The following is a 21,389-nucleotide window of genomic DNA, read 5'->3' as shown; positions in this document are numbered from 1 at the left end:
TTTATTTTATAAGGCCTATATACCTATTTTTAGTTTTAAGCGCTAGATAGAACGTGCGATAAATTCTAATGGATGCATAGGTTTTAGATCTTCATAACGCTTGACTTGACTCCTACAAGAAAACCCAGTTGCAAGTAACTTACTCCGCTCTGTCGCTTTGACATGATTTTGCCATGACATTTCATAAAGTGCTCTAGAATTTTCTTGATTTTGTACCTCGTGTCCATATGTACCAGCCATCCCACAACACCCTGTTGCGGGCGTTTGTAGGTTTAATCCAAGCTGAGAAAAAATCGTCTTCCATACATTAGCTGCATTAGGCAGTGCTGTTGTTTCAGTACAGTGGGAAAGGAGTGTGTATTCTTCCCCAGGTTTTACATTTAACACAATTTTTGACCAATCTTGATCTTTTAACCACTCATGAGCAAGGTCTACATGAAAGCTCAACTTATCAGTGTTTAGAATTTGCTTATACTCATCGCGGTATACCATTACCAAAGATGCATCTACACCTATCATTGGTATTTTATATTCGGCTAAGCCAGACAAAAACTGGTTTGCCCGTTTGGCTGTTTTTGCAAACTCTTTTAAGAATCCTTTTACATGTTGTGCCTTACCATTTGGTACAAAGGGTAATAATATCGGACTTTTACCTAATGCTTGGATCACATCGACTAATGAGGCTACAAGTTCTGCTTCATAATAACTTGTAAATGGGTCTTGGACGATGAACACACAGTTCGCTCTGTCTTGTTCACTCATTTTTGCAAGCTTACTTTCGTCAAAATTAAATTCTGATTTTAATCTTGCTTGTAAACTGGGCACACTGAGTTGTGGGGTATCGACATAACCGAAAACTTTTTCTATAACACCGGATACTACTTTATTGCTTACAATCGGGTTCACGATTGACGCTGCTTTGGAAAGTATGGGTGCCATAGTTTCGATGTTGGCCACTAAGTAATCTTTTAGCGGACGATTATATCTGCTGTGATATAAGTTTAAAAAGCGCGCGCGAAAGCTTGGTACATCAACTTTTATCGGGCAAGCAGTTGTACAGGCTTTACATGCTAAACATTCATCCATAGAGTGTTTGACTTCGTGACTAAAATCATACGTTCCTTTACGTTTGTCTCGAGTATGTCTAAAGCGCTCCCACCATGTAATGCTATTCTCTTTATGAATTAACTGTTTTTCAGATTCCAGCAAGTCAGTTCCCGACTCTTCTTGAAGCCTTAACCATTCACGAATTAAACTGGCTCTGCCTTTTGGAGAATGACGACGATCTTTTGTGACCTTATAAGATGGGCACATGGGAGATGATTCATCGTAGTTAAAACACAAGCCATTGCCATTACAGTTCATCGCATTTTCAAAACTATCACGCACTGTTATATCAATTCGCTTATCAAACCAGGCTCTTTTTTGATCGTCAACACTTACAAGTGAGTCTTCACTTTCAATTGGTGTACATATTTTACCGGGGTTGAGTCGATTATCTTTGTCAAATACCGCTTTTATTTTTCTAAGTTCAGTAAACAGCTTTTCTCCGAAAAACTCAGGGCCATATTCACTACGGTATCCTTTGCCGTGTTCACCCCACATTAGTCCGCCATATTTTGCGGTCAAAGCAACTACTTGATCGGAGATTTTGCGAAGTAGCTTTTCTTGCTCAGGATCACACATATCTAACGCTGGACGCACATGCAAAACACCCGCATCGACATGCCCAAACATACCGTAATGTAACCCGTGGCTATCTAAAAGCTGACGAAACTCTCCAATATAATCAGCAAGGTTTTCAGGGGGAACTGCAGTGTCTTCAGCAAAAGCTAATGGTTTTTGTTTACCTTTTGTGTTGCCCAACAAACCAACAGACTTTTTACGCATGGCATAGATTTTAAGGATGTCATCTTTATTATTAGTCAGTTGATACCCAATTACACCCGCTTCTTTATTGCTAATTAGTTGATCGAGTTTTTGGCAAAGCGCGTTTATCTTGTCATCCATTTCATCAGCAGTTTCACCATTAAACTCGACCATATTTAGGCCTTGCATATCGATACCTGGTACATCAGTAATTAAGTCCGATACTGAGTGCCAAATTATATCCTCACGAGCCAGATTAAGAACTTTGCTATCGACGGTTTCAACAGAGGTAGCTTGCGCTTGGACCAAAAAAGGTGAGTTACGAAGTGCTGAATCAAAACTATCATATTTTATATTGATAAGCGTTTTGTACGGCGCGATAGGTGTTATATTTAGCTTGGCTTCAGCAACAACACCAAGCGAACCTTCCGAGCCGGTTATAACCCTCGACAAATCAAAGTTTTTAAGGTCTGAATCAAAGACATTCTCTAGGTCGTAGCCGGTCAAAAAACGGTTTAAACGCGGAAATTTTTCTAGAATTAGATCTCTGTTTTGTTCACAAGAAGCCAATACTTGCTTGTAAATTTGCGCAGTGCGATTATCTTGTTGGGCAATTAGATGTGCCTTTTCAGTGGCAATTTTACTGGTATTTAACTCAGTACCATCGACTAAGTAAGTGGTAAGCCCTAATACATGATCACTGGTTTTGCCATAGACAAGCGAACCTTGCCCTGAAGCGTCTGTGTTTATCATGCCACCAATGGTTGCCCGGTTGCTGGTCGACAGATCAGGCGAGAAGAAAAAGCCATAAGGTTTTAAAAAGTCATTAAGCTGGTCCTTTATTACACCAGCCTGCACTTTAACCCATTTTTCTTCCACGTTTATCTCAATGATTTCTCGCATATGACGAGATAAGTCGATAACAATCCCAGGAGTTAGCGACTGACCATTTGTTCCAGTCCCCCCGCCGCGTGGGCCGAACGATAGTGAAAGAAATGGATCTTGTGATGCGCATTGCAGCGCAGTTTGAATGTCTTTATTGGTTCTAGGAAAAATAACCGCTTGCGGAACATTCTGATAAATGCTGTTGTCGGTTGAATTCACTAAACGCGTAGCATAGCTGGTGTCGGTTTCACCCAAAAAGCCTGCTTGCTTTATCGTAGATAAATAGTCGTTAAGTAGTTCGTTGGCTGTATCTTGCTGACTTATATTGGCAATCATGACGGTAATAATTTATTGCTTTGGTGCTATTGTATCATGGAGAAAGATTTTAAAAATTGAGAAATTTATGGTTTGTTACATATTTACGAAACTTCTACACACTTATTACCCTATAGTTTAATGATACATCTATGAGGAGTGAAAAATGAGAAAGTTTTGTGTTTTATTGATGGGCAGTGTTTTTGTTTTACTAGCTGTTATTTTTGCTATTGTTCCCGGTCCATCTGTTATATTTTTATTGGCTGCATTAGTATGCTTTTCAATTTATTACCCAAAGGCGCGTGTTTTGCTAAAAAAAGTACAAAAATTATTTAGAGATACCTGTTACCGCCTTGATGGTAGCAAATAAAAAGCCGGCTAGTTTGCCGGCTCGTTTTTATAGTAAGACTTAATTTTTAAGCTTTTCCGCTAGGTATAACCAAGTCTCTAGTACCGTGTCAGGGTTTAATGAAACTGAGTCAATGCCTTGCTCTACTAACCAAGCCGCAAAATCTTCATGATCAGAAGGGCCTTGACCACAAATACCTACATACTTGCCCTTTTCTTTAGCTGTTTTAATAGCCATAGAAAGTAATTTTTTGATTGCTGGGTTTCGCTCATCGAATAAATGGGCAATTAAACCAGAATCTCGGTCTAGACCAAGCGTAAGCTGAGTCAAATCGTTAGAGCCGATTGAGAATCCATCGAAATACTCTAAAAACTCGTCAGCTAACAGCGCGTTTGATGGTAACTCACACATCATAATCACTTTAAGACCGTTTTCACCGCGTTTAAGACCATGTTGCTCGAGAAGCTCTATAACTTGAGCTGCTTCTTCAAGTGTACGAACAAATGGGATCATGATTTCCACGTTGGTTAAACCCATGCCATTTCTAACACGCTTGATTGCTTCACATTCTAAAGCAAAGCACTCGCGGAAATCTTCTGAAATGTAGCGTGAAGCACCACGGAAGCCGATCATTGGGTTTTCTTCTTCAGGCTCGTATTGCTGACCTCCAACAAGGTTTGCATACTCATTAGATTTAAAGTCAGACATACGAACGATGACACGTTCTGGCGCAAACGCACAACCTAGAGTTGAAATACCTTCAACAAGTTTCGCGATATAAAACTCAACCGGAGATTCGTAACCAGCGATAATATCATTAATTTCAGCTTGTAAGTCAGCAGGTTGAGAGTCAAAGTTAATAAGAGCTTTAGGGTGAACACCAATCATACGGTTGATAATGAACTCAAGACGAGCGAGGCCAATACCAGCGTGTGGTAATCGAGCAAAGTCAAATGCTCTATCTGGGTTACCAACATTCATCATGATTTTCATTGGTAAGTCTGGCATTTCATCTACGCGTGATGAAATAACTTCGTACTCTAATTCACCTTCGTAAATATAGCCTGTGTCACCCTCTGCACATGAAACAGTTACGCTTTGGTTGTTAGTAATTAAATCTGTTGCATTTCCACAGCCAACAACTGCAGGAATACCAAGCTCACGAGCAATGATAGCCGCGTGACACGTTCGGCCACCGCGATTGGTAACAATTGCAGCTGCACGCTTCATAATTGGTTCCCAATCAGGGTCAGTCATATCTGTTACAAGCACGTCTCCTTGCTGAACCTTATCCATTTCGTCAATAGAGTTCAGTACACGGACTACGCCACTACCAATCTTATGTCCAATTGCTCGCCCTTCAGCGATAACGTTAGACTGTGCTTTTAACTGGAAACGCTCCATTACGTTTGCGTCTTCATTTGAGCGCACAGTTTCTGGGCGTGCTTGAACGATGTATAGCTTGCCATCGTTACCATCTTTAGCCCATTCGATGTCCATTGGACGACCGTAATGCTTTTCAATGATCACAGCTTGTTTTGCAAGTTCTTGTACTTCTTCATCTGTGATAGAAAACTGTTGTGATTTTGCTTTGTCCATGTCCACAATTTCAACTTGCTTACCATGAGACTCATCACTTGAGTAAATCATTTGGATTGCTTTAGAGCCAATGTTACGACGAACAACCGCTGGTAAGCCTTTTGCTAACGTTGGTTTGTGTACATAGAACTCATCAGGGTTAACGGCGCCTTGTACAACCATCTCACCCAGACCATAGCTTGATGTGACAAATACCACATCTTCAAAGCCTGATTCAGTATCGATACTAAACATTACGCCTGATGACGCTTTATCAGAGCGAACCATGCGTTGAATACCAGCCGATAATGCGACACCTCTGTGGTCATAACCTTGGTGAACACGATACGAAATAGCACGGTCATTAAATAACGAAGCAAACACGTGCTTGATAGCAACCATGACTGCATCAATACCGCGTACATTCAAGAAAGTTTCTTGTTGACCTGCAAAAGATGCGTCGGGCATATCTTCAGCCGTTGCAGATGAGCGAACTGCAAAAGAAACATCAGAATCTGTATCGCCATGAAGTGTGTTATAAGCGTCGCGAATTGCTTTGTCTAGACTTGGTTGGAAAGGTGTATCGATAATCCATTGTCTAATGTCGGCGCCAACCTTGGCGAGGGTATTGACGTCTTCGACATCAAGGGTATCTAGTATGGTGTGGATTTTTTCATTTAGACCTGATTGGTCGAGGAATTCATTGAAGGCTTCAGCAGTTGTTGCGAATCCTCCCGGAACTTGTACACCTGCGTTTGATAAATTAGATATCATTTCCCCAAGTGAGGCATTTTTACCACCAACTCGAGGCACGTCTTGCATACCTAACTCTTGATACCAGAGAACGTAGTCTTGCACGGAACTGTCTCCAAAAACAAATTGTAATAAATGTGAGAGATTGTTTGACCTTTTATTGAGGTCAAGGGCATTCTACACTGGTAAACATACCTACGTAAACCGCGATAGGGAAAAATCAGTTAATTTGAAATAGTAAGGCAATTATGAGAACCGCATTTTATATCTCCGACGGTACTGCAATTACGTCAGAAGTTTTTGGTCATGCTACGTTGTCAATGTTTCCGGTAGAGTTTAATCACCAAACAATTCCGTTTGTAGAGACAACTCAAAAAGCGCATGAAATCAAAGCGCTGATTGACTTAACAGCACAAAACAGCGGCGACCGCCCGTTGGTATTTTTCACTTTTGTTAACCCAGAATTATCAGACATAATTTTGTCATCTCAAGGGGTCTGTTATGACTTTTTAGCGCTCGCTAGTAAAGTAGTAAAAAAAGAACTCAATGTTGACCCGGTGCCAAAAATACATCGCACTCACTCTATTCATGAAGCTAGTTATGATTTTAGGATAGAAGCGGTAAACTATGCGCTAGCTAATGATGATGGTGCAAATATCAAAGACTATGAGCAGGCAGACATAATACTTGTGGGTGTAAGTCGTTGTGGTAAAACACCAACGAGCTTGTATTTAGCCCTGCAATACGGGATTAAAGCGGCTAATTACCCAATGACCGACGACGACTTAGAAAAGGGTAACTACCCAAGATGTTTGCTACCCTACAAGCATAAGTTATTTGGCTTAACTATTAACCCTGAAAGGTTGGCTGCAATACGAGAAGGTCGAATGGCTAACTCAAAATACGCGTCGTTACGTCAATGCAGAATAGAGGTAAGGGAGGTTGAAATGTTATTCAAGCGCCACAAAACGCCTTATTTAAATTCAACAAGTCACTCTATTGAGGAGATCTCCGCAAAAATAATTTCTGAAACTGGGCTTACGAGAAGAAAGTATTAAAAAGGCCGCAATTGCGGCCATATTAATAATTAAGCTTTGCTACGTGCATCTTTGAGCAGATCTGCAACTAAAAACCCGAGCTCCAATACTTGGTCAGCATTTAAACGAGGGTCACACTGTGTGCGATACCTTTGCGCCAAATCTTCGTCAGACAACCCATATGCACCGCCTGTACACTCGGTAACATGTTGTCCAGTCATCTCTAAATGTACACCACCTGGATACGATCCTTCGGCTTTATGAACAGCAAAAAATTGACTTATCTCTCTTAGAATATTGTTGAAACTACGAGTTTTATAACCTGTGCTTGCCTTTTCTGTATTGCCATGCATAGGATCTGAAGACCAAATAACTTTTCTGCCTTCTTCTTGTACCTTGCGCACTAATGCAGGCAATTTTTCAGGCAATACATCAGCACCCATTCGCGTGATAAGGGTCAAACGCCCTGGTATGTTGTCTGGATTAAGTGCATCAATAAGTTCAATTAGCTCATCTGGTTTCATACCAGGACCGACTTTAACACCGATTGGGTTTTTTATTCCTCTAAAGAACTCAATGTGTGCGTGATCTAATTGTCTAGTTCGTTCACCGATCCACACAAAGTGAGCTGAACAGTCGTACCAATCGCCACTTAGGTGATCTCGTCGAGTTAAGGCCTCTTCATAGCCTAATAAGAGCGCTTCATGAGAGGTATATAAATCGGTTTCTTTTAAACTTGGAGCAACTGCCGAATTGATACCACATACTTCCATAAACTCGAGAGCATCTTGAATCCTATCTGCAAGTTGCTGATACTTTTCTTTTAAAGGGTTTGCAGCTACAAAGCTCATATTCCAGCGGTTTACTTGGTGCAAGTCTGCAAGACCACCCTGCGCAAACGCACGCAACAAGTTAAGCGTTGCCGCACTATGATGGTACGCTGTCATTAGACGATTTGGATCTGGTATACGCGCTTCTTCGGTAAACTCGAAGTTATTAATAATGTCGCCTCTGTATGATGGTAAAGCAATTCCATCAATCGTTTCAAAATCAGAGGAGCGTGGCTTTGCATACTGACCAGCCATTCGTGCTATTTTAACGACTGGGCATTTACCACCATAAGTTAATACAACAGCCATCTGTAATAGCGTTTTAAAAGTATCGCGTATGTTGGCTGCGTTAAAATCTGCAAATGACTCAGCACAATCGCCGCCTTGAAGTAAAAACGCTTTACCGTCACATACATCGGCAAGTTGTTTATACAAACTTCTCGTTTCTTCAGCGAAAACCAGTGGTGGTGCATTGTTTAATTGTTTTTCTACCAATTTCAGCTCTTGCTGAGATGGGTATTCTGGTTGCTGCACAATTGGATGATCTCTCCAACTGTCAGGGTTCCATGGTTTCATTTGTTTTCCTCATTCCAAGTAGTGTTACTCCAAAGTGAAAGTAACGTATAGACGTCTTTGCATCAAGGAAAATTTAGATATAAGGGCCACACATGTCTAAAGATATATAAATAGTTACAAGAACACATCATACAAAATTGAAAAACGCACAGGTTAACACCGAGCTGACGATAAGAAAACGTTACAACAAATGAACAACATTGAGCTATACATATTAGGGTTTAACAACTACTGTACAACTCAAAGAAATGTGAACGCTAGAATGTACCTTGCTTAGTAAAGCGCTGAGAAGCTCAACTTGATAGAACAATTCATTCGGATAGTGGCAGGGAAACTCTAGTAAACAACAAGTACTAGAGATATTGTGATCATATGGACTATCAATGGGACTTTACGCAATATAGATGGCATAAGCCTGTTGAGTAGAGGATTTACTATATGTGCTTTTAATATGTTTAGCGTAAAATGAAAAAACTAAATAAGCTACATTTATAATCTCCTCTATCCTCCACTTTCACCAGCAAATTTTGATGGTGAAATACAATTTAACATAACATTACACTGAATGTAGTGCGCTATTACATTCAAAATTATTGCTTAGTTAAAATCAAAAAGAACACATCGTACTTTATGTTGTTACAGTTATAGCAACCTACTCTGTTGTATGCAGTAAAATATCTTACACGTAATACGCAAACCATGCTCACCACATGATAATAACTTTAGATTTGTCAAAGTTATAAAAATCTATCTATGACCCAATAGCTGCATTTAAACACTATTTTGACTCATACTTGTATCAAGAAACTTATCTTTCAGTTATTTCTATAGGGGTTTTCGTGAGTACCATCTAAATATTTATATTAAGAACAAATCATCGTGGCCGGTGCCAACTCTAATTTTCTAGAGAGAAAACTCAGAATATCCAAAAATTCAACTAGCCCACTTCTTACTAAAGTTAAACTTCAAAAGGGTCCCCAAAATTAGTCTAGTTTGCTATTATTTACTTGGGAACACATCATACATAGGTGAAAGTGTTGCCAAGCTCAGCAATCCACAACAATAGGATGATGTGTTCTCCATGGTAACTAAATTTTCAATTCGCTCCCAGTTTGATTTGCTTTTTGAACAACTATCTCTGTTCTGTGAAGAAATCAGTCAAGCAGAAATTATTAACGCTACATATTTTCAATTACCAGAAGTAACCAAAGAGTTGGAAGATAAAGCTCCAACCATAATAAAGGTTAGTAAGTTACAAGGTGAAGAAGCTGTAAGTAAGATAGTAAGTGCTTACAAAGATTTATACATTGACAATAAAGTAAGTAGTAAAGTCGTACAACGACATCCTGGATTATTAATTATCAATGATACCAATGGGCAACTTATAAAACGACTAAACAATGTGAACGAAGCAAAGCAAAAGTTTAAAGAGTTAATCTTAGAAATACCAAACAATGATGCACGTTTTGAGGCTGTGCACAATGCTATACCATCACTAATAACTCTCGCTACTTACAGAAAAATCCATAGCGAAAATGCTGTACCATATTCAGTTAGATTCACATGGATGACTAAGCATGCAACTAAAACTCTGACAAAAGACGCGGCTTTAGATTTACTATCGCGCTCATCAAATTATTCCAACCCTCGAATGATAGATCAACAATCTTGGCAATCTCTGGTTGAGCAAGAAAAAATAAGGGTAAGTAGTTTACGCAACGAAAGTAAATTGCGGATCAGACGCCCTACTCGTGTTTCACCTGAAGTAAATGTTCGATTTACAGCACAAAAGCGTTACCATGTTAGTGCAGCATTACCATTTATTCTCTTTAATCCTCATCCTGAGACCAAGTTCGGTGACCTTCCAAACTATGAAAAAGTTGAGAATCATCCCAGAAAAAAAGCATATAACTTCTTGGTCGATAGAATCTACCTCGAAAAAGTAGAGTAAGTAATTAGCATAAGTATCTTTCAGATAAAACCTTAATTCTAATAAAGCCTACTGAAGTAAATTGTTTAGAAGTGAAACATAAAAAAGCGCCAATCTGGCGCTTTATTTTTTAACTATTTCTTCTAATGTATCTTCATCTATGACTTCAGCATTTTCAACAATGCGCTTGCCACCTTGGATCTCTATACGTTTATGATGTTTGTTCAACGCTAATATTTCTTCACAAAATTGAGCTGAAGGATGCATTTCATAGACGTAATCAATAATTTGCCCTGTTTTATCATCCTTAACATTAGTAATGTTGTACTCAGAAATAGCACCTTTTTCTATTAAGTCTTTCATCGTTGTCGTCATATCACGACGAAGTGCTTTAAGCTTATTTTCAGAGATATCGTCAGTCGAATATATAGACCCATATTTTTCCATAATTGATAATAATCGAAAATGGTACGTTTTCCCTGGAGCAGCATATCGCCATAAGTGGTATAAGCGAAGCATCATCCAACGCGATAAACCGCGTTTTAGCTCTTGCGCACTGTTAAAGTAATAACCTTTATACTCAAGGTTATCAATCATATTATGTACAAAAGCATTTAAGCAAGCTACACACTTTATGTTGCCGCCCTGCCCTTTTTTCCCACTAAAATGTAAAGAAGATAAAAAATTCATATTCGATTCGTAAAACGAATCATCGATATCAGAGTTTTTCGTATCAGTTGCCGAGTACTTAAACGACAACTTTGAACCTTGCAACGCTTCCAAAGATTCTTTGATCTGAGGATAAGGCATAGATTGACCTACGGCTTTGAGCTCTTGCGCCAATTCGTTCATTGAAAAGATAACCGCATACTGAATACCTGATTTGAAGTTTATCTTTACAATTTTTCCTTTTGACGCTAATCGAATTAATGCTCTTTCTACTTTTTCTTCTCGATCAGAAGGCCAAACCAAATATTCAACATCGTCACCGTCTTTTTTGGCACTAACTACGGCTGGCGTAATTTTAATTTCACCTTCGTATAAGATCCCGTCTACTTTCTCTGAAATCCTACGCGTAACAATCGTTTTTTTAGGAGCTTCTTCAAGAGGAAGTTTTTTATGCCCGGAACGAACAAAGCGGCCCCAAAGATCATAGTGATTAAAGGTATTAGAATACGCTCTTAATCCATGGGCTGCGTTTTCTATAGATATTCGAACATCTTTATTATCAGTGAATAACGCTAAACTTTCGTTATCAATAGCGCTTTCCACACCATGGATCTGCCCTCGCAACGAATCAGGTAGGTTATCTACCGAGATGTTCACCTTTCGGCTCATTGTTCTTACTTCCAAAATATTATGACAGCTTATAACAACATATTCATAAGCAAAAGTTAATGCCTTAAGTTAGTAAAAATCAGATCCAAATAGAACTTTTCATCTCAGATCGATATTTTACTAAGTGAATCAGCAATGGATCATTATTATACTAAGATAGTTCGTTTAAGTCCCATTCAATGTCACAAAAAGGCGCCAAATCGGTAGATAAATCACTGATTTTTAATCGTCCTGTGAATAACTAGCTAATGACTTAGTAGAGATCAGATCTAAACCAAGAATAGATCAGATCTATACTTGCTGAGAAAGAGATTTACACAGAAACCTGTGTGTAATTCTTTGATTTTACTTAGTAAAAACTTGATCTTCAGTCACCAAATTGTGGATAAGCCTGTTAATAAGCAGTTCATAAGTAAAAGCCTATAAATCAGCTTAGTAAAAGTTCGATCTGTGACTGGATAAAGATCTGATCTTTACTGAGTAAAAAGCTGATCCAAAATTTTAAGTAATACCTATTAAAATCAATAAGTTGCATACTTAATATAGTACTCTAGTCTTTAATACCTATATATTTAACCATACTTAAACTCTTTATTTATTCTTATAGTAGGTAATAATTCATATGTCTCTTTATTTTATTGTTTACTACTAATTTAATGGACATTATAATGTTAGGTATCAAGTAAAGGATATCGTGTATGTCAATCAATAATAAAGCACTATCAACTTATAGTCTTTTAAAAGCAACTGCAGAAGTAGCAGAACAATCTCTTGAAGGACGAATACAACACTATAGAGCACATCTAAAAACTGATGATAAAGAATTAAGAACATATACCCAAAAGGCGGCTGCTGATTTACTCGGTTGTAACAATAGAACCTTAAAAAGAAGACATGATCAGGGCGACTTTGATCACCTGAGCATTCAAAAAGGTGCTAATGGTCACTATGCATATACGTTAGCCAATATCTTCGCGATGGCTGAAATAATGGGCGTAGATGCAGATCAGCGAAAGCAAGGAGATAAATTACAAGTTATCGTCATTAACTCTTTAAAAGGTGGATGTGGTAAAACAACATCGTTGGTTAATATTGCCGCCGCATTAGCAACAACGAATATTAAAAGATATCGTATCGGTATCATAGATTTAGACCCTCAAGGTTCTTCATCAAGCTTTTTTCCTTCCAATGATCCAGAGCCAATAACGGTTGGTGATCTAATGAGAGATTGCATCGAGCTTGAAGAAAATGAAACATGGGAAAGTGTCGTATCAGGTGCGTTTCAAACTACGCATATTCCAAATATTCGCGTTTTACCATCAGGTATGGATGATTTTTATTTTGAGCATGAAACAGCAACTGAGCTCAAAGAAAGCTCGAGTTATGAACAAACACGCCATTACCATAAGTTATATGAGAAAGTAATTGAACCTGTAGAAAAAGAGTTTGATATCATCTTGATAGACACAGCCCCCTCTCTTAACTTCATGTTTTATAACGCACTGATGGCTTCTACCGCAATGCTAATTCCAGTTCATCCAGAAGCAGTAGATTTTGATGCAAATAACAAATACTTGAAACGCTTAGGTGAAATTTATCATACCGTTGCCGCACTTGGTCATGATGGTTGGGATTTCATGCAGTTTTTAGTCACAAATTATGTGAAAGGTAATCATTCGCAAAGAGATATTGTTAAAGACGTACGCAGTGCATTTGGTCGGCAAGTCATGAGCTACCCTATTAACCACAGCTCTGCAATTACCGCTAGCTCGTCGTCTTTTAATACTATTTTTGACCAAAAAACGTCTGATAGCTTAGCAAGCAGAGAATCTTTAATAAAAGCTCAAGAAAATATCAAAGACGTTGTTGATGAATTAGAAATGCTGATCCGCTCAAATTGGCCATCGACTCAATCATCACTGACGTAATTATAATAAGGTTATCCAATGGCAAAGAAACGTAAAAACGATACAAGACTAGACCCATTTGCCTCTCCTGTTGAAGGAAGTAGTCTTGATGATTTGTTAGATCAAGCTAAAGTCGGCGATGTGATCACCATGCCAGCACCAAGTGATCCTAATAGAACGATCACGCTGACATGTCATGTGATCAAACACAAAGAAATAGAGCTAAAAACAAAAGTATACGGTCAGAATCGTCGCGAACAATCACTTTTAAATGAACGCTCAGTTGCAGATATCTTACCTGCAATAAAAAATGATAAACGTAATCTGCATCCTGCTTTATGCTGGCAAAAAGACAACATTCAATGGGTTTTATCGGGTTCCAGACGACGTAAGGCGTGTTTACTCGGTTCAGCAGATTATGTTGTTCTGTCATCTAATGATTTTAATGATGATGACGCAAAGTTACTGGCTGTGTCTTCAGATCAATACATTGCGCCTAGCTTATGGGAGTTAGGTCAAGCATACGCTGAAACTAAGCATAAGCTTCAAGAGCAAGGGAAAAAAGGTTCCTTTCGAGAAATAGCAGCTATTGAAGGTGTTTCTCATACTGCAATAGCAGATGCGATAAAAGCATTTGAACATATTCCTAAAAACGTACTTAATCTTTACCCTACAGCTAATCATGTAGGCAGAGAAGCAGCTAAAAAGATTATCGAAGCGATTAATCTTGACCCTAGTATGTTTCAAGAAATGGTAGATAGCGCGCCAACTCAAGCATTTATGGTAGAACAAATGAGTGATGAAAAGCGTTCGTTGCTGATCACAAAATACCTCACGACATTTGAAGAGAAATCACATCGTAACGAATCATTATTAGAAAGTGATTTCGTAAAAGTACAAAGGAGCCTTAAAAGTGGCGATGTCACTATCAAAATTGACAACCGGGTACTTACAGATAAACGCTTGGAACAGCTAAATAAAATACTTTCTAGTTATAACTAAATTAAAAGTGACCAAGTAGGCGTTTTTCTACTTGGTCTTAACATCAAGCTATGTATCGCAGATCCAACCAGTTGAATAATGAATTTTATTGTTTACCTACCCCTTTTGCTAACAAGCACAATCCCATATACTGGGCGGATAATTAAATTTTAGTGTTGTGCTGATGTCTACGCAGTTATCTAAAGAACAGTTATTAGCCTTGTTTGAAGAAATTAAACAAGAGCAATCTACACAATTTCCACTTTCTGAGCGTTTTTTAAAACAGTATTTTAATACGCAAATGCTCAATAAAGCCAAAGAGTACCTGAAAGACTCACAAATTAGCTTTCTAGAACATAGTGATGACTTTTCAAAAATAGATGCGCAAATCATTGGTAATTATGGCAACACTTTTTCACAGCACATAAGCATTGAGCAAAAGGCGAATGGCCCAAGGGTTGAGGCCCAATGCACTTGTTCAAACAACACGAAATGCCGTCATATTGCAGCGGTATTGTTAAAACTAAAAGTTGAACATTCAGGTGGGTTTGGCGAGGCATATTTGGTTAACGATTGGTTCAACGAGTTGGAGCAATTGCAGTCTCCTAAGTTAAATGAACCTGATAATGTTCTATTGTTTTGTCTTGAGTTACATGGCGAAGAGTTATTACTTGTTCCCAAGATCGCGCCATTTAAGCCTGATGGCTCTTACCCGCTAGGTCGACCACTAACAGAGCAGCAGCTCACGAGTCAATTACCGCCAGCAGGTGTGGCTGATGATGATTTTAGATTATTTACCTGGGTTCGTTCTCAAAACACCCCTGGTCATTATGAGCTGAGCGGGACGTGGGGTTACGCTGCGTTACTACAGCTGTTACAGACAAACAGGTTATTCTTTCAAAACAACCGCACAGCGTTAACTACAGCACATCAGCAGAGCCTTAAATTTGTATGGCAACAAGATAAAGGCTACCAGTTAAAGGCGCAATTGAGCAATATTGAGCATTGGCAATTGCTCAAGACGGATCCCCCCTATTACCTCGATACTGAGCGTCTGTGCATCGGACCCATCAACTCAGAGCTTAACAGCATCGAAATTGCCCATCTGTTGACAATGCCAGCGGTTTCAAAAGAGCAATTAGATCAAGTTTATCAACGTTTTGCGAAATTATACTGTGCGGATGTAATTGAGCCTCCAAAAGGCGTAAGTAACCAAGTCATAACAACTCGCATGAGTAGCTACTTAAGGATAATTGATACTCATGAAGGCATACGTTTTAAGTTAAGTTGGGACAAAGCCAATAAGTTGTCTGCGGACGAGCTCACCAAACAGCAAAAACGCAATGAGCAGTTACTCGTCGGTGCGGGTTTAAATTACATCGATGGACTATTTGCCCTTCCTGCTGGTAATAATCAAGCTTATCATTGGTTTAACAATGAAGTGCGCCCTCAACTATTAGAAAGGGGCTGGAACGTCGATGAGATTTCAATAGACGAGCCCGTTATTGAACCTGTTGTCTCATTAGCTTTACGTAGAGATAAGCATCATCATATTTTTGGCAAAGTGCAATTTGGTGACAAAACCGTGTTGCTTGATTGGGATACTAAGCCGCGTTCAGAAATCAACGAACTGGCTAATCAGTTTCAGTACATCAAAATTGCTGAACAATCCTATGCCGTAAATAGCACCACCTATACTGTGCTGCTGTCTCTTAAGTCGCGTTTTAGTTATTATTTATCAAATAGCCAATTCAAATTTCCGCTTTATTTCGCAAACGATCTGTTTAAGCTTGAGAATATTAAAATTAGTTGTGATGACGAACGGCTATTAAGTTATCTAGACGAGCTACAAAACCCCAAAAATGTATCTAACATCATTCCAGCCAGCACAAGTCAAACTTTTGTCCTGAGAGACTATCAAGAGCAAGGGGTCAATTGGCTTAAATTTTTAAATCGACATCAGCTGGGCGGGATCTTGGCAGACGATATGGGGCTAGGTAAAACGCTACAAGTGATCGCATACTTTATTACTCAACATAATACGTTGGTTAATACACCGAGTCTGATTGTGTGCCCAACTAGTCTTGTTGGTAATTGGCAAAGTGAGTTTGCTCGCTTTGCGCCTCATTTAAACCTAACGACTGTGCATGGCAGTAATCGTGAGGAAAGCCTTGAGCATATTCATAAAGCAAAGTTTATTTTAACTACTTATCCGCTTTTGAAACGGGATTTAGCGTATTACAAGGGCCTTGATTTTGATTCTATAGTGCTAGATGAAGCGCAATATATAAAAAATGAATCAGCGCAAATTTCTAAATGTGTAAAACAGTTAAAAGCGCAGTTTAAATTGTGTTTAAGCGGTACCCCTGTTGAAAATAATCTATTAGAACTCAAGTCGTTACTCGATTTCGTGATGCCTGATATTCTAGGGACTAGGCAACAATTCAAACAGTATTTTCAGTACCCTATTGAAAAAGAGCAAGATAGAGAGCGCGCAAAAGAGTTACATGCCGTTATCGCGCCTTTTATTCTGCGTCGTACTAAAGCACAAGTGGTGCAGGAGTTACCTGATAAAACAGAGTTAGTAAAAGAGTTAGAGTTCTCCCCCAATCAAGCAGCGCTGTATCACAGTGTTCAACAACAAGTCGAAGACAATTTAACGCACTTATTTAAAGAGCAAGGTGTGCAGCGAAGCAAGTTGATGTTCTTAGATGCTTTATTAAAGCTTAGGCAGATTTGTTGTCACCCAACCCTGGTTGACAATCAAAGTGATGCATTGAGTGCTAAGTTTGAGTGGTTGAAAGATCATCTACCTGTAATGCTTGAACAAGGTAGAAAAATCATCATTTTTAGTCAATTTACCAGTGTACTAGATCTAATTGCACAGCAATGTGAACAGCAACAGCTGCCTTTTACAATGCTAACTGGGCAAACTCGTCACCGAGATAAGGTGATTAGCGCATTTACACAAGGGCAGTGTAACGTCTTTCTGATCAGTTTAAAGGCCGGAGGAACCGGATTAAATTTAACACAAGCAGATACTGTTATTCACTTTGATCCATGGTGGAACCCCGCTGTTGAAAATCAGGCCACAGATAGAGCTTACCGGATAGGACAAGATAAACCGGTATTTGTTTATAAACTCATTATGGCTAACTCTATTGAGCAAAAAGTATTTCATATGCAAAAACAAAAACAGGCGCTAGTAGATGCCCTTTTTGAAGATAAGGCGATGAATTTAAACAGCTTTGATGAAGAGCAGATGTTGTCGCTGCTTAGATAACTTAGTTTGTGAGCGATTATTTTTATTTTCTAATGAACTAAACCGATTTTAGCGGGTCTATTGTTATGCTTGTTGTAGCGATAAGCATTTGTTGATTCCCCCTTGATTACCATTTTTGTAATAAAGCCAGCGTAAGCTGGCTTTTTGTTTTTAGTTATTTTTGCTGGTTCTAATACCAATCCGTAGTTTTACCCTGTGAGTGAGCATCTTTTTATATTGCAGTTCTTCTGTTTAGTAAAATTCCATATTTGCTCCACATTATGATGATTAAATGCCCATACTAAAGTTCACTTTTACTGCATTCATTGAGTTGGTTAATTTTAATAAGGAAATATCATCATGCCCCGTCATGAAATACCACCCAATTTAAATTTTATAGAACCTGAATCACAATGCGATTATGATCTTCTAAATGAAGTAGCTGCTAGTCAAGAGGTTGATAATATCTTACTCATGCTGCTTTTGGATGAGACGTTATCTGACGCATTACGACGTAAGGTGAATGAGCAGTTAAAAGCCGCGCACTGTGTCATTGTGAATTGAGGAAGTTTATGCATCGCATTTTGATTGTTGAAGATGATTTTGATATAGCTGAACAACTAGCACTATTTTTTAAAGCGTCTGGCTTTGCAACATCTCATATTGCTGATGGTGCGCTTGTTGTTGATTGGGTTAACAATAATCAACCAGATGCTATTGTCATGGATATCATGTTGCCAAACCAAGATGGTGTTGAGTGTATGAAGCAAATTCGTCAATTTTCAATGGTGCCCATTGTGATGGTTACTGCAAAGGTAGCTGAAGCAGACAGACTCAAAGGGCTTGAATTTGGTGCCGATGACTATGTATGTAAGCCCTTTAGTGCAGCAGAGCTTGTCATGCGTATTAAAGCAATACTGAGACGTTGTACACCTAGTCAGCAAGAGCAAAAAGGTGTGATAGTTAATGAAGCTGAGATATCCATCCGTATTGTTGGTAAATCGCTTGCCCTGACTAAGGTGGAGTTTGATATATTTTTGCTTTTGTATAAAGCACCGAGCCGAGTGTTTTCACGTCAGCAAATTTTAGATTTCATTCAGCCTGACAATTTTGATATCTCAGATCGCGTGATTGATAGTCACATCAAAAATATTCGAAAGAAAATAAAGCAACTTGGGTTTTCAGCAAAGCTAATAGGATCGGTGTATGGCGCTGGTTATCGTTATGATGCCCAGCAATTAGACACGTGAATTAGCCTCATACAACAATTTTGTAGCCTGTTTTGCACACCTACTTACAACCGCCTTTGATAGTGGGCAAAAAAGAGTATTGTTCAAAAACTCTTATCTAAACCTGAGGTTAATTAAGTGCTTGTATTGGCTCATTAAGGTATTATCAAATATACGAGTTACATCTTTGAGATAATGTATGTTTGACACCATTGTTTCGCAAGTGAGTTGGTTACATTTAGTTTTAGTTGGCAGCGGTATGCTTGTCACCTTTCCTTGGTACATCATTCAAAAACAAAAGCTCACGTCACAAGTAGCCATGCTAGAGCAGCGTTTGTTTGAGCAATGTGAACAAGTGTCACAATGTGTAGCGCAAGCTGAGCAGTTACAAGCTGAAAAATTGCAATTACATGGACATTGTCAGCAATATCAAGCACGGCTGAGCGAAAAACAGCAACAAGCTAATCAATATCATCAGCTATGGCAACAAAGTGAAAAATCACTCGCACAAAGTACAGAAAAGTCTCATTGCCTAGAAATAGAGTTAACTGACTTAAAAACAACTTTAGAGCAAAAAACACTCGCATTTGATGCTCAAATTCAACAATTAGAAAAGTCCAAAGCAATTTTAAAACAAGAGTTTGAAAATATCGCCAATCAAATTTTTGAGGAAAAGACAGCACGCTTTAATAGTCAAAGTCAGGAACGGATCAGTCAATTGCTTCAGCCAATGCAGGGCGAGTTGAAAGGATTTCGAGATAAAATGGAAGCAATTCATAGTGAAGAGCTGAAACAACGTGCTTCATTAAAAACAGAGCTGTTGCATTTACAAGCCAACAATAAAACCATTACTGAACAAGCCGACAAGTTAACCACTGCATTACAAGGTCAGAAGAAGACCCAAGGAAATTGGGGTGAATTGATGCTAGAGAATGTGCTTGATAGTGCTGGTTTAAGAGCGGGGTTTGACTACAAACGAGAGGTGTCGTTTACTACTGAGCAAGGTAAATTTCGCCCCGATGTTATCGTGTATCTGCCTCAACAGCGTCACCTAGTGATCGATGCAAAAACATCGTTGAACGCATATACCCGTTATGTAAACTCTGATAATGAGACCAGTGCTCACGAAGCGCTCGCTCAACATTGCCTTGCAGTGCAAGCAAGAATTAAAGAATTGGGTGATAAGTCTTATGAACGCTTGCCAGGCTTAAATTCTCCTGAAGTCGTTATTATGTTCATTCCGGTTGAGTCTGCATTCGTTGAAGCGATAAAGCATAATCCAAACTTGTATCAGCAAGCTCTAGACATGAATGTATTAGTTGCTACCCCAACCACACTCCTCACGAGCTTGAACATTGTTAAGCAGCTTTGGAAATTTGAAGAACAGAGCAAGCATAGTCGAGAGCTTGCATTGCGAGCCGAGAAGTTTTACAACAAACTGAACGCATTTTTACACAGTATGGATGGTGTTGGGAAGCAACTAGACAAGGCGAAAGAAAGCTATGAAAAAGCTTTCGGACAACTATACAGCGGTAAAGGTAATCTGATTAAACAAGCGTCTGAGTTTAAAGAGTTGGGAGTTTCGGTCAGTAAATCTTTGCCTGAGGATCTTGTTGAACAGTCGCGCTTAGAACTTGAGTAGTGTTAACCCCCTTTACAATAGGGGGACACCAGTTTAAGACATATTGGGATTGTTACACATAACCGCTTTGCCCTTGCGCGGAGAGTCGGTAAATAGGTTGATATGCAAATTATACAAGCCCACATCAGACCAAACTTTATGGTTGGTTGGAGGGCACAAAGCCGTTCTTATATATTTAGATGCATGTAACTGGCTCATAGACAGTTGCGTAGGAATTTTTATCATTACCTCGATATCTGATTTGGTAAATTTTGTATCATAAAACTCCCAGCTCCCGATGATGAACTGTTTAGAAAAGTGCCTGGTTATACGTCTCTTTTGTTCGCTACTTAGTTCTGCAATTGAGAGTTGCTGATTCTGATTATGGAAAAGTGCCCAAAGAGCTGCAACAACAAATATGCTAAGCAGCAGTATGGTGATGATTGGCGTGTTATATGCGCCTTTTTTCTGTTGAGCTTGTTGCTTTTTTTGACGTGTTTCAACAATTTTAGCCCAATCTCCATGTTTCATTGTATGTTGTGTCATTTCTATCTTCTCCCATGTGAGTTACTAGTAAAACGAATAAATGTGTAAGAAAAATGGAGTTGGGCAGCGGCCTATAGAGGTTGGACCATATGGAATAAGCGTTCATGAGCTACGCGAGCAATTTAAATGGGGGGAACGTTTAGAAAGGTTGCGATAAAGTTAGTTATCGCCTGATCCATAATGAGAATATAATAGCATTATTAATTAACTCACTGTTTTATATCGTTTATATTGGCATGAACAGTATGCTGGATCAATATTTTACGAAGTGGCGTTTCATCTAATAAAAACTTCTAAGGCATTTTTCACATCTTTATAAAATTTCCGCCTTATCTATTTTTTTACTTCAAAATGCCTCTAATTGAAAGCCTAAACAAGCCTTT

Annotated in this window: 14 protein-coding genes; 9 read left to right on the top strand and 5 right to left on the bottom strand. The window is 38.8% G+C overall.

Features of this window, described 5'->3' with window-relative positions; translation table 11 throughout:
- Positions 1-42 precede the first annotated feature (42 nt).
- Entirely contained in the window at positions 43-3,090 is a 3,048-nt protein-coding gene (gene ydiJ, locus GDK41_RS20095) for a D-2-hydroxyglutarate dehydrogenase YdiJ (RefSeq protein WP_152088253.1), read from the bottom strand.
- Between the two features lie 145 nt (positions 3,091-3,235).
- Here ydiJ and GDK41_RS20090 point away from each other — a divergent pair, with 145 nt between their 5' ends.
- Complete coding sequence (locus tag GDK41_RS20090; protein ID WP_152088252.1) at positions 3,236-3,439, top strand: PGPGW domain-containing protein; 204 nt, start codon at positions 3,236-3,238, stop codon at positions 3,437-3,439.
- Positions 3,440-3,478: 39 nt separating this feature from the next.
- Here the strand turns inward: GDK41_RS20090 and ppsA are convergent, their stop codons facing one another.
- The gene (ppsA, locus tag GDK41_RS20085; RefSeq protein WP_152088251.1) at positions 3,479-5,854 is read right to left on the bottom strand and encodes a phosphoenolpyruvate synthase; all 2,376 of its coding nucleotides are present in this window, start codon (positions 5,852-5,854) and stop codon (positions 3,479-3,481) included.
- A gap of 143 nt (positions 5,855-5,997) precedes the next feature.
- Here ppsA and ppsR point away from each other — a divergent pair, with 143 nt between their 5' ends.
- On the top strand, positions 5,998-6,807 hold the full coding sequence (gene ppsR / locus GDK41_RS20080) for a posphoenolpyruvate synthetase regulatory kinase/phosphorylase PpsR (RefSeq protein ID WP_152088250.1): 810 nt from the start codon (positions 5,998-6,000) through the stop codon (positions 6,805-6,807).
- Between the two features lie 29 nt (positions 6,808-6,836).
- Here the strand turns inward: ppsR and GDK41_RS20075 are convergent, their stop codons facing one another.
- The gene (locus GDK41_RS20075) at positions 6,837-8,192 is read right to left on the bottom strand and encodes a class II 3-deoxy-7-phosphoheptulonate synthase (RefSeq protein WP_152088249.1); all 1,356 of its coding nucleotides are present in this window, start codon (positions 8,190-8,192) and stop codon (positions 6,837-6,839) included.
- Between the two features lie 1,081 nt (positions 8,193-9,273).
- Here GDK41_RS20075 and GDK41_RS20070 point away from each other — a divergent pair.
- Positions 9,274-10,143 (top strand): DNA replication terminus site-binding protein, encoded by an 870-nt coding sequence (locus tag GDK41_RS20070; RefSeq protein WP_152088248.1) that lies wholly within the window; start codon positions 9,274-9,276, stop codon positions 10,141-10,143.
- A 102-nt stretch (positions 10,144-10,245) separates the two neighbouring features.
- Here the strand turns inward: GDK41_RS20070 and GDK41_RS20065 are convergent, their stop codons facing one another.
- Positions 10,246-11,460, bottom strand: coding sequence for a replication protein A (locus tag GDK41_RS20065; protein ID WP_152088247.1), 1,215 nt, complete (start codon positions 11,458-11,460; stop codon positions 10,246-10,248).
- A 698-nt stretch (positions 11,461-12,158) separates the two neighbouring features.
- Between GDK41_RS20065 and GDK41_RS20060 the strand changes: the two genes are divergently transcribed.
- The 6 genes from GDK41_RS20060 (at position 12,159) to rmuC (ending at position 20,481) form a co-directional block, all read left to right on the top strand.
- Positions 12,159-13,388: an AAA family ATPase gene (locus tag GDK41_RS20060; RefSeq protein WP_152088246.1), complete on the top strand. Its 1,230-nt coding sequence runs from the start codon at positions 12,159-12,161 to the stop codon at positions 13,386-13,388.
- A gap of 18 nt (positions 13,389-13,406) precedes the next feature.
- Entirely contained in the window at positions 13,407-14,369 is a 963-nt protein-coding gene (locus tag GDK41_RS20055) for a transcriptional regulator (protein ID WP_152088245.1), read from the top strand.
- 163 nt (positions 14,370-14,532) lie between these two features.
- Positions 14,533-17,631: a DEAD/DEAH box helicase gene (locus GDK41_RS20050; protein ID WP_152088244.1), complete on the top strand. Its 3,099-nt coding sequence runs from the start codon at positions 14,533-14,535 to the stop codon at positions 17,629-17,631.
- A gap of 339 nt (positions 17,632-17,970) precedes the next feature.
- Positions 17,971-18,174: a hypothetical protein gene (locus GDK41_RS20045; RefSeq protein WP_152088243.1), complete on the top strand. Its 204-nt coding sequence runs from the start codon at positions 17,971-17,973 to the stop codon at positions 18,172-18,174.
- A gap of 8 nt (positions 18,175-18,182) precedes the next feature.
- Positions 18,183-18,860, top strand: a complete 678-nt coding sequence (locus GDK41_RS20040) for a response regulator (RefSeq protein ID WP_152088242.1) — start codon at positions 18,183-18,185, stop codon at positions 18,858-18,860.
- Positions 18,861-19,038: 178 nt separating this feature from the next.
- A complete protein-coding gene (rmuC, locus tag GDK41_RS20035) occupies positions 19,039-20,481 on the top strand; it encodes a DNA recombination protein RmuC (protein ID WP_152088241.1) in 1,443 nt (480 codons plus the stop codon).
- 33 nt (positions 20,482-20,514) lie between these two features.
- On the opposite strand, the gene GDK41_RS20030 is transcribed toward rmuC, so the two are convergent.
- Positions 20,515-21,006 (bottom strand): hypothetical protein, encoded by a 492-nt coding sequence (locus tag GDK41_RS20030; protein ID WP_152088240.1) that lies wholly within the window; start codon positions 21,004-21,006, stop codon positions 20,515-20,517.
- Positions 21,007-21,389 lie beyond the last annotated feature (383 nt).

Source organism: Pseudoalteromonas sp. A25, assembly GCF_009176705.1.
Classification (GTDB): Bacteria; Pseudomonadota; Gammaproteobacteria; order Enterobacterales; family Alteromonadaceae; genus Pseudoalteromonas.
The sequence above is the reverse complement of the archived record's forward strand: the minus strand, read 5'-3'. Positions and strand labels throughout refer to the sequence as shown.